We start from the raw sequence: 9,466 nt of genomic DNA on the forward strand, positions 1-9,466 counted from the left end.
GGATAAACTCGCCAAATAAGGAGAAAGATTAATGAGCATTTCAGAAGAATTCAAAGATCAAAAAGTAAAAGAGTTGCTTGAAGACTACATTGCGCTTGACAAAGAAATAAAATCCATACCCGAAAAAATACGCAATGAGCTGATTGAACTTCGTGAAACTATTAGTTCTCTACCAGAGAATATTGAAGTTAGCATAACTAAACTCGCACTCTCGCTCGAAGAAGCAGAATCCAGTTTTGATAAATTAACGGTTAAGCATAGGGCTATCCTGATGAATCAGCTTGATGAATCAAAACTTGAACTCCGCTCTGCCATAAAAAATGAAATCGTTAATAGAATTTCAGAAAGCATACAAGAAACACAATTACAACTTAATCAATTTGAGCGTAAAGTTAAAACTATTTCAGAATCAAATAATTTTATTAACTATAAAATTTGGATAGCAGTCATCATACTTTCATTCGCATTAATTTTATCAGTCGGTTTTAACGGTCTTTTCTATCTTTATAAATAATAGAAGCGGGTTTTATACCCGCTTCTCATTATCTTTTAATCCACGAGCCTGCTACCTACCAACAGTAACAAAAATTACGTCTGGCTTTTGGATATGTCATTTTTTTGTCTCCGACCGTCAAACTCCTGAGCCGCTGTAATATCCGTGCCGATGGGTTCGCTTCGCTCACGGCTTAGCAGGGTGTAGGGTAACGCCCGCCTAAACACCCTGGCGGGCTGTTGTCACTGCTCCCTGGGAAATCCCCCCTTTGTTTCGGCGGTTCAGCTCCAGTGTCCCCGGTTGTTTCTGTGAGCCGCCTTCCATGCGCTGCGCGCATAAAAACCAGTAAAATGATACCCGTATTATTTTTGATGTTTTCATAACACATTCAGAACGCTAAAGCGGCACCAAACAGGCGGCAAGTTATCCACGGCATAAGAAAAGGCGAGCAGGCATACCGCACCCTCAAAAGTGCGGTATGCCGTAGCGTACGGGTAGGCGATAGCGGAGCGAAGCCTTACCTGCGCCTTTTCGCTTGCGGTGGGTAACTGGGAGTTGCCGCCACGTAGGAAAAAGGCTCAATGCCTTTTTTCTACGTCTGCGTATTTTCAAATAGTTGCTTCAACATCAAAATGTTGTGTCAAATCTTTAAAAGGTAATTTGTCAAAATCAATATTTCTTATTTTGGCTTAGAAACACTGAATATTTTTTACACTTATTGTCTCAGGTGAACTCTAAAACGGTATATCATCTGAGAAATCCACCGGGGGTTCATTGTCAGACGGAGCCGGCGCACTCTGTTGTGACTGCGCCTCATTCCCGCCCGCCGAAGTGTTTGAACCTCCCCCCAGACGGCCACCGAGCATTTGCATCGTCCCACCGACATTTACCACTATTTCCGTTGTATAGCGCTCCTGACCACTTTGATCCTGCCATTTACGGGTCTGTAAAGACCCCTCAATATAGACCTGAGAGCCTTTGTGCAGGTATTCCCCGGCGATTTCAGCCAACTTACCGAAGAGTACAACCCGGTGCCATTCTGTTTTCTCTTTTGTTTCACCGGATTGCTTATCACGCCAGGACACCGAAGTAGCCAGCGTGATGTTAGCAACCGCGCCCCCATTAGGTATATATCTCACTTCGGGATCGGCACCTAAGTGACCAATAAGAGTGACTTTATTTACACCGCGAGACGCCATGTTTATTTCCTCTTATTATTGAATACCGGCGTGATTGAGCCATCTTTTTCAAGCTGTAAAACAGCGTCAAATTTCTTACCCGCCTTAGTCTTAAACCCTTTTATGTCTCTCGTTTTTCCTTTATTCAAAAGGTCAGATATTTGCGTGATCGTAAGTGCTTTATTAAATTGCGTTCCCCATACAACGTATTTGCAGTTTTCATTTGAGCAATTACAGGCTTTAGAATTTAATTTCATTTTTGAACCACACTTAGGACACTTGGCATCAAAGTTCTGAGCCGTAAAATCAGGTTGCCCGTTACGATCAGGAACAGCATTGCGACATTCAGGATAGTTATTGCACCCCCAAAACGCCCCTTTCTCACCTTTTCGCCGTGTATAGCGGCCTCCGCACTCACAAGGGTACACCGTTATTTTCAGGCCAGAAATGTCTACATTTTCAACCTGAAAGGCGACGAACTTTTCCAGTTCATCCAGAAAGCTGTCCACGTCGAGTTCGCCTGTCTCTATCATTTTTTGCTGTTCGTGCCACAGAGCCGTCATGTCCGGCGGCAAAGCCTGGATAAATGACAAGCCTAATGGACTCGGTATCACCTTCTTTTTATCAATGAAGAAAAAGCCCCGTTCCTGTAAGAGAGTTAAGATAGCCCCCCGTGTAGCCGGTGTTCCTATGCCACCTTGTTCCTGGTCGTCCTTTCCTTCATCCCTGTCTAACAGGAGCTGCTTAATGCGCGGGTCTTCAACATATCGAGCTACGCGCCGTAGATCTTCGAGCAGCGAAGCGACAGTATAAAGAGGTGGCGGGGTTGTTTTCTCTCGCTGACTATCGACACCGGCGCATTCAAGAACATCCCCCTCGTTGAGTTTGGCCAGCTCATCAAAAACACCGCCGTTGTCCTGTTCTTCGCTCTCATCTTTATCGGTGAGAAGTGCTGACCAGCCAGGCACAGTGTTACGGATAGCTCTCTTCCTGAACTGATACCCTGCAATGTCAAATTCAGCCAGCGCCGATTTAAAACCCTTTTCAGGCAGGAACTGAGCGAGATACTGCTCGACAATCGCCCTGTAGACCTTTTGCTCGTCACCCGTTAAAGAATTAACCTCGATCTGTTTGGCTGTCGGGATAATGGCCGTATGTGCTGTTATTTTGCTGTCATTAAAGGCACGGCCTTTCTTCATACAGTCAGTCTGTTCAAAGAATTTTGATAACGCCGGGAAAGTACCGGAAATGGCATTAAGCGTCTGGGGCGCTTCTGCGAATTGCTCTGTAGACAGATAGCGGCAATCAGAGCGGTTGTATGTGATTGCTTTGTACTTTTCGCGTAAATCCTGAGTGATTTTCAGCGTTTTTTCAGGGCTAAAGTCATACAGACGGCTCATTTTTGCCTGGAGATCAAGCAGTGCAAATGGCAGCGGCGCTGCCTTGGTCTTATCTTCCACTTTCGCGCCGGTAACAGTGGAATTTTTGCCCCGGCACAATTCAACGATTTCCTGCGCGTAGCCTTCCTGAATAATACGCCCTTTATCATCCACGGGGGCATCCTCCGGAACGACCAAAGGTGCAGGAATAATCATGTTTGTCCCGGTGATTGTCGCCTGAACTTGCCAGTACCAGGATTCTTTGTGATTCTGATTGGCTGCATATCGCCGGACAATCATCCCCAGAATGGGGGTCTGTACCCGGCCAACAGAAATAATCTCGTTATGCCCCTTCTCCCTTCCTGCAATCGTATAAGCGCGTGTCACCGGGATACCGTACAAATAATCAGCGACATTCCGGGCGTAAGCCCTTTTATAAAGGCCGGTAAACTCGGCGTTATCGCGCATGTTACGCAGTGCTTTACGTGCCGTTTCCGGATTCAAGTCATTGATGAGCAGCCGCTTAACTGGTGAAGTATTGCAGCAATACTGCAATACTTCATCGACAATAAGCTGCCCCTCTTCATCCGGATCGCCAGCATGGACAATCTCATCAGCCTGGGAAATTAACCGGGCAAGTACCGCAAACTGATCAGCCGTTCTGTCATTAACAACTTGTTTCACCGGGCGCAGCTTCATTGGCAATGTTTCCCGCCGCCACGCTTTATAGGCTGGGTTATATTCTTCCGGTGGCGCGATTTTAAGTAAATGTCCGACACAATAAGAGACAACATCATCACCACACTTAATATAGCCTTCTTTGTATTCATGATTACCCAGAGCCTGAGCAATTACCTGTGCCAGATTTGGTTTTTCTGCGATAAACAAGCGCATTTTATATTTCCCTTTTAGTTTACGTGTGAAAGGTTGAACAAGCCATAAGGCGCGTCAGAGACTCTTATAATCACAACTTCACTCGGCCATATTTCTTCAAAACCTTTTCAACGTACTGACTTACATTGTAGGCACCGGGGCATTCCTTATTTAAAAAATCTTTCCTGGCATCAAAAGTACGGTTAGGAAGAAATGAGCCACGTTTTTTCTTCACGATATTAAAAAAGTCTCTTTCCAGCTTACTGCACTCATTACTCAATGAACCCTTCATCTTTCCCCACAGGCATAGAGTCACTTTACATGGGTCGTCGGCTAAAGCTGTCGTTGTATATAAAGAACAGAATAATAGGCATACTGCGTAAGTTATTTTTCTTTTCATCACTTTTATCCTTTTGGAATCGCTGATAGGTTTGTTTTGGATTCAAGCGTTTTGCTCGAATAAAGAAACTTTTTAACCATGAACTTTTCAAATTCTATTTTGAGTACATCTGAATGAGTCATTATTTAATTCTTTTAGATATAGAGTCCTGTGAGGTTTTTTAATGATGGCTAATCATCAGGATTGCCCTATTTTTACTTGTCTGTTTGACAGAAATGCGACTTAAATTATTGATGAGTTCCCCTTTCAGGGTATTGAGTTTTACGACGCTTGTTATTTTCTTATATTCAGTAAAACAATGTACTTCAACTTTCCCATCGACTTTTGATTCCATTTCACAAGGTGGGGATACAATTTCACCTGAAAATCTAATGAGGCCAGAATGAGTGCCCGAATTAGCCAATGCAGTACTTAATAACAAAGATGGTGTGAGTGTAGCCATAAAAACGGCTAGTTTTAATAGCTTAGTTTTCATAAATTAATTCCCCTTATTGTCCGGTTTTTATTTTAAAATTTATTATCTTGATCATTTAATGGTTTTATTAAATCCCTGCGCCAGGAATATAATTTATGCTCTGTTATTATATAACACCCTTTGACCCCCTAATTACGACCAGTCAAAATCAAATACCGTGCATAAACTTTCCTGGCATATTTCATTCGAAACGGCGCATTGGCATTTTTGAATCCGGCATTATAAGCACCAACAGATTCCCAATTAACCCCGTTTGCCGAAATATTACTGGCAAGTATCCACGCACCGACATGTATATTTTGACACGGATTTTCCAGTAACTCACGACGGGTAATCCCCATACTCTCCAGCTTAGGAAGCCATGAGGAATTAATTTGCATTAACCCGACATCCTCACTGATTATTTTACCGTTTCTTTTATTGTATCCAATAGCCCCCGGATTCATCGAACTCTCCACCTCAGCGATAGCAATAAGCAGGCGGTGGTCAATGAGAAATTTTTCAGCCGCCCGATTAAAACAATTTTTATAACTGCTGAATGAGGGTTTTGGCGTTGCAAAACTAAAAAAGGGCATTAAAAGAAAGAAAACGACAACCATCCGGATAAATGGCATATTTGATATCCTGAAAAGGTGAAGTACACAACCGTGACAAGAGGGACTTTTTGAAACCAACGAGTTAAAAGCAAGGTAAACCATAGCGCTAACAGCATCATTCCCGCTGCATACTCGGGTAATACCATCATACCCACTGATGGAAATAAATAATAATCGCCAGAGGCGATCCATTGTTCTCGCTTAATAATATAGCCATAAGCGCTTAGCAATAATGCAGGGGCAACAAAGAACACGGCGGCGTATAGCGAGGAAGACACCTCTTCCGTGGGTAATGAATAAACAGAAAGCCCCAATAACAGATAGATAAAGATATCCGGTATCCATCTGCTGCTGAGATCTGAGTACCCAACAACGGCAAGCAGAAAGCAATATACCGAAAGCAGTCTGTCATTTGACAGAGAATAAATGACGACGGGCAATAGAAACATCAACACCGAAATCAGTGGAAAAATACCAACATTGTCATCTTCTTCTTTCAATTCTTTATATTGTTGCAGGGTGTTTTTCTTTACCCTCAGGTAGATACCAGGAAAAATGCGGGAAAGTATATACGAAAACACACACATCAGTGCCATGTATAAAATCATATCTATCTCACATAAACGATATAGTTTGCAGGAATAAATGAGGGCTTATTGAGTTTTCCGGATAATGTTATGATTGAGGTATCGTCTGAAAATCCCACCCATGCACTGTAATCAGTTCTTTTCATTATTTCGGATAATACCCCGCTTGCTGATGGCATAAAGATATAACCGGCTCCTGAACTGATGTACATTCTTATTGAACTATCAACAGGCAGCCATGAAGGTAACAAGACAAAGTTTGTCACATCGCCATTAGCCCCCCCATTGGATAAATAATAGGCGTCAAACGCAGCGGTATAATTCAGGAACAACGAAGCCTTATTAAGCTTTAAGGTTTCATTGTAGTCCTCTCTTCCGTCAAAGAAATTCTGGCAGAAAACAATAACCAGCATACAAAGCATCACCATTAGCCATGATTTCATTTAAGAATCCTTAGTCTTTTATCACATGATTATCACAAGCCAATACATGGGTACTGATATCAACGGCAGCAAGTGATGACATAAGCAGATTCACGGCCCTGATGACCGACAAACTGAAGACCCGCCGCATACCAACCAACAGGGCAACGATATTCATTAAAGCTACGCCCGCCCCAGTTCCCCATTTTCGTACATCGGTTTTGTTTCAGGGTTGCTTCTGCTTTTGTCCATCGCCCAGACTGGCAGGAAAGCGTTGCCCCGGCTGCATCACGCCCCAGCAATCCGTTTGGTGAGCAAGCCGCCCCGGCTGTAGCCACACCATTTATTTGCAAAAATTCATTGGCCGTCATACGGCCATTGGATTGAATTGTCCCGGCCTGAACCTGACCGCCTGTGTATATTGATTTATCCTGATAGGCACGTATCCAGGTGTTGTCACTCATATACAACCCGCCCCCCCATTTCTCACTATACCAGCCCGTATCACCCGTTGTTCTGAACCATCCTCCGGTAACGGTTTCACCCGTAGTACGGGTAGTCTCAGAGTTAACCGTCGTTGCGGTGACAGTCGTTGCGTTCGTATTAGTGGAATTAAGCGTGGTCGTAGTTGTTGTTGCGGTGTTTGTGATGTTATTGCCGCCCATATTGAGCGATGTACTCATCGTATTCAGTTCCGGATGGCCAGGGACTGCTTTACGGTAAAGATAATCGCTAATGTTGACGCCATTCTCGTAAAATCCAGCGATAACGACGCTCCCGTCCCCGGGGTTATACCCGCCAAAAGAGGATAAGTTCATCGTCCAGCTTCCTAACGCCCCTTGTGCCACGTTGCCATCAATGATCCCGCCATCAGCACCGATGCCAATGGCGATTTTTCTGGCTAAACTTTTTGATAGCTTTACGCCCCCATTAAGAAAGGTCATGGAGTTTAATTTATGCGTTACCGGTTCAAACACGCGCGTCTGGTATGTTGCAGAAAACCCGTTCTGTGCAGAAAATCCCGATGGTAAGTAGCCAGCAGAGATCAGCTCCGGTACACCAAAAATATAAGGTGTCGTTGCTGTCGCGGTGGCAGCAATCTTATCATGGTGGTCTTTAATATAAATATTTACGGCTTGCTGTACTCGCTTAGCATGGGTTGCTGCCACAGTGGCTCTGGTCTGATCAATCATCCAGCTACTCAGTGGAATAATAATCACGGCCAGTACAATAAGAAAAAGTCCAACAGCAATCACCGCATCGCTGATTTGGGCGACACCTTTTTTCATGGTTATATTTCCTTAAAGGGTATAAGCAATAGCATTAAATTCATCGGCAAGCGCTTGATAACTTCCTTGCGTTATTTTTGATTTTATCGCCTGATTCTGAGTGCAATTAACCAGGTTATAGGCGTTGATATCAATATTACGCCCAATGACAACCCCTTCTCTTAATATCGGCGTCATTTTCTGATGTGCAATAATATAGAGCGTATTGGCAATATGTTGTCTCGCCTTTGGGTTGACCTCTTCACAGAACATCACGTAGCGTTCTATGGCCTCAAACACCGACGAGGCGTGCAGGGTCGATACAACAAACATCGTAAGAGAAGCCTTTAAAACTTCGTGTGCCGTTTGACCATCACGTATCTCACCCAACAGTAAACATGACGCGCCCGTTCGCCACGCTTTCTTGGTTGCTGATGAGTAGGTTTCATCCTGCCCGACTTCAAGTTGCATACAGCGCCCCTCTCCATGCCTCCCGTTCAGTAACGTTTCTATCGGGTCTTCTATAGAAACGCCAAAACTCGCGGTAGTTTCAATTCTGTGGCGAAGCACTGAGGCAGCCGTCGTCGTTTTCCCACAGCCCATTTCACCGGCAATCAGGCAAAGGCCGGTTGCACTAGAACGCACTACAGAACGTCTTAGATGCGTGGTAAAGGGAATATCACTGAATTGGACGTGACTGGCGGGCGTTTGACGAATAACAAAACTGACGCCGTCAAATAGATTACAAATAACGGTAATTCGATAAAGCCGGGTGTCATATTGTAGGGAAAATTCGGTCTTATGGGTGCTGAGATAAATTTCGTAGCATTTATTTTTAAGTGAACCGGCATCTTCCCGGTAGACGTCCGGCAAATCGGTCAAAAATGCGGCAACGCCTTGCAGCCCTTTAACCTCGGCAAACCCCTCACCAATATATAAATCAATAAAGCTAAGCTCTCTTAATGTGTTCATTTTTCAACCTTAATTCATGCCCCGGATAACGGGCATGAATTATTATGTTTACCTTATGATTTGGTTGTAAATGTGACGCTATTATTATCAGTCGTGCAGGCGGAAGTCGCCATGACTGCGGTGACTTCACCAGTGAAAGACTGAGCGTTAATTTTTGTTGATGCCATTTCAGAAGTCCCTAACTTCTGTGCCAGATTGATACAGTCCTTATTGGATAACATGGTATCAGTAATAGAAAAGCCGATACCGGCACCTTTTACGATAATCTCTCCCCCTGAACGGTTGTTGATAGTGCTTCCTGAAAATGAAACGTTGCTGGGTAATGCACCGGCACTAATTAAAGCCTGGTTATAATCGGAGGTTCCATAACCACTGCTTGCCCGCATATTTTTAGTTTCGTTGATCAGGTTGCTGATTAATGTCACTTCATTGGCAGCATAAAATTTAGTGTATCCCACATAAGACAACGCCATTACCACCGCAATAATAACCAGCGTAATGCCAATTGAGACCACAGAGTCAGTAATGTTAGCGATACCCCGTTTCATATTCTTCAAAATATATCCTTAAAAAATGAGTTTAAATTTTTACAAACAGCATAGCGTACAAGAATAATCCAAACGGCTAGGGGCTGTTTCGGCATTTCGTCATATTCATAATTTTAATCTCGGTATTCTTTATCTCCGTGATTCATTGAATACTGTTAGTGGAAAAAGTCTTATTGAATTAAATCAGATATTATTAAGATGAGATTTCGTCATATTCATAATTTTAATCTCTGGGTTCTTTATCTCCGTTATCCATTGAATACTGTTAGTGGAAA

12 protein-coding genes are annotated in these 9,466 nt (G+C 43.5%); 1 reads left to right on the top strand and 11 read right to left on the bottom strand.

Going from position 1 to position 9,466, the window contains the following annotated elements; all coding sequences use genetic code 11:
• Window positions 1–31: 31 nt before the first annotated feature.
• The gene (locus tag Xbud_RS15575; RefSeq protein ID WP_099136905.1) at window positions 32–514 is read left to right on the top strand and encodes a hypothetical protein; all 483 of its coding nucleotides are present in this window, start codon (window positions 32–34) and stop codon (window positions 512–514) included.
• Between the two features lie 198 nt (window positions 515–712).
• Here the strand turns inward: Xbud_RS15575 and Xbud_RS19885 are convergent, their stop codons facing one another.
• The 11 genes from Xbud_RS19885 to Xbud_RS15625 all read right to left on the bottom strand — a co-directional run bounded on the left by Xbud_RS19885 (window position 713) and on the right by Xbud_RS15625 (window position 9,191).
• Window positions 713–874 carry a hypothetical protein gene (locus Xbud_RS19885; protein WP_169923088.1) on the bottom strand — a complete coding sequence of 54 codons (162 nt, stop codon included), beginning with the start codon at window positions 872–874 and terminating at the stop codon, window positions 713–715.
• Between the two features lie 353 nt (window positions 875–1,227).
• Entirely contained in the window at window positions 1,228–1,692 is a 465-nt protein-coding gene (locus Xbud_RS15580) for a single-stranded DNA-binding protein (RefSeq protein ID WP_099136906.1), read from the bottom strand.
• 2 nt (window positions 1,693–1,694) lie between these two features.
• Window positions 1,695–3,944 carry a type IA DNA topoisomerase gene (locus tag Xbud_RS15585; RefSeq protein WP_099136907.1) on the bottom strand — a complete coding sequence of 750 codons (2,250 nt, stop codon included), beginning with the start codon at window positions 3,942–3,944 and terminating at the stop codon, window positions 1,695–1,697.
• Window positions 3,945–4,014: 70 nt separating this feature from the next.
• Window positions 4,015–4,323 (bottom strand): TrbM/KikA/MpfK family conjugal transfer protein, encoded by a 309-nt coding sequence (locus Xbud_RS15590; RefSeq protein ID WP_099136908.1) that lies wholly within the window; start codon window positions 4,321–4,323, stop codon window positions 4,015–4,017.
• Window positions 4,324–4,483: 160 nt separating this feature from the next.
• Window positions 4,484–4,798 (bottom strand): hypothetical protein, encoded by a 315-nt coding sequence (locus Xbud_RS15595; RefSeq protein ID WP_099136909.1) that lies wholly within the window; start codon window positions 4,796–4,798, stop codon window positions 4,484–4,486.
• A 128-nt stretch (window positions 4,799–4,926) separates the two neighbouring features.
• Entirely contained in the window at window positions 4,927–5,412 is a 486-nt protein-coding gene (locus Xbud_RS15600) for a lytic transglycosylase domain-containing protein (protein ID WP_099136910.1), read from the bottom strand.
• A complete protein-coding gene (locus Xbud_RS15605; protein ID WP_099136911.1) occupies window positions 5,373–6,002 on the bottom strand; it encodes a prepilin peptidase in 630 nt (209 codons plus the stop codon). Before Xbud_RS15605 ends, Xbud_RS15600 begins: the two co-directional genes overlap by 40 nt.
• Before the next feature lie 2 nt (window positions 6,003–6,004).
• Complete coding sequence (gene pilM, locus Xbud_RS15610; protein WP_099136912.1) at window positions 6,005–6,424, bottom strand: type IV pilus biogenesis protein PilM; 420 nt, start codon at window positions 6,422–6,424, stop codon at window positions 6,005–6,007.
• A gap of 59 nt (window positions 6,425–6,483) precedes the next feature.
• On the bottom strand, window positions 6,484–7,692 hold the full coding sequence (gene pilV, locus Xbud_RS15615) for a shufflon system plasmid conjugative transfer pilus tip adhesin PilV (protein ID WP_099136913.1): 1,209 nt from the start codon (window positions 7,690–7,692) through the stop codon (window positions 6,484–6,486).
• Window positions 7,693–7,704: 12 nt separating this feature from the next.
• Window positions 7,705–8,643, bottom strand: a complete 939-nt coding sequence (locus Xbud_RS15620) for an ATPase, T2SS/T4P/T4SS family (protein ID WP_099136914.1) — start codon at window positions 8,641–8,643, stop codon at window positions 7,705–7,707.
• Between the two features lie 53 nt (window positions 8,644–8,696).
• Window positions 8,697–9,191, bottom strand: coding sequence for a type 4 pilus major pilin (locus Xbud_RS15625; RefSeq protein ID WP_099136915.1), 495 nt, complete (start codon window positions 9,189–9,191; stop codon window positions 8,697–8,699).
• Window positions 9,192–9,466 lie beyond the last annotated feature (275 nt).

Origin of the sequence: Xenorhabdus budapestensis (assembly GCF_002632465.1) — a bacterium.
Classification (GTDB): Bacteria; Pseudomonadota; Gammaproteobacteria; order Enterobacterales; family Enterobacteriaceae; genus Xenorhabdus; species Xenorhabdus budapestensis.

Excerpts from the sequence above, each read along its gene's own strand:
- Xbud_RS15580 (WP_099136906.1), bottom strand. The coding sequence starts at position 1,692 with ATGGCGTCTCGCGGTGTAAATAAAGTCACTCTTATTGGTCACTTAGGT.
- pilV (WP_099136913.1), bottom strand. The coding sequence starts at position 7,692 with ATGAAAAAAGGTGTCGCCCAAATCAGCGATGCGGTGATTGCTGTTGGA.
- Xbud_RS19885 (WP_169923088.1), bottom strand. The coding sequence starts at position 874 with ATGAAAACATCAAAAATAATACGGGTATCATTTTACTGGTTTTTATGC.
- Xbud_RS15585 (WP_099136907.1), bottom strand. The coding sequence starts at position 3,944 with ATGCGCTTGTTTATCGCAGAAAAACCAAATCTGGCACAGGTAATTGCT.
- Xbud_RS15605 (WP_099136911.1), bottom strand. The coding sequence starts at position 6,002 with ATGATTTTATACATGGCACTGATGTGTGTGTTTTCGTATATACTTTCC.
- Xbud_RS15595 (WP_099136909.1), bottom strand. The coding sequence starts at position 4,798 with ATGAAAACTAAGCTATTAAAACTAGCCGTTTTTATGGCTACACTCACA.
- Xbud_RS15575 (WP_099136905.1), top strand. The coding sequence starts at position 32 with ATGAGCATTTCAGAAGAATTCAAAGATCAAAAAGTAAAAGAGTTGCTT.
- Xbud_RS15625 (WP_099136915.1), bottom strand. The coding sequence starts at position 9,191 with ATGAAACGGGGTATCGCTAACATTACTGACTCTGTGGTCTCAATTGGC.
- Xbud_RS15600 (WP_099136910.1), bottom strand. The coding sequence starts at position 5,412 with ATGCCATTTATCCGGATGGTTGTCGTTTTCTTTCTTTTAATGCCCTTT.
- Xbud_RS15590 (WP_099136908.1), bottom strand. The coding sequence starts at position 4,323 with ATGAAAAGAAAAATAACTTACGCAGTATGCCTATTATTCTGTTCTTTA.
- pilM (WP_099136912.1), bottom strand. The coding sequence starts at position 6,424 with ATGAAATCATGGCTAATGGTGATGCTTTGTATGCTGGTTATTGTTTTC.
- Xbud_RS15620 (WP_099136914.1), bottom strand. The coding sequence starts at position 8,643 with ATGAACACATTAAGAGAGCTTAGCTTTATTGATTTATATATTGGTGAG.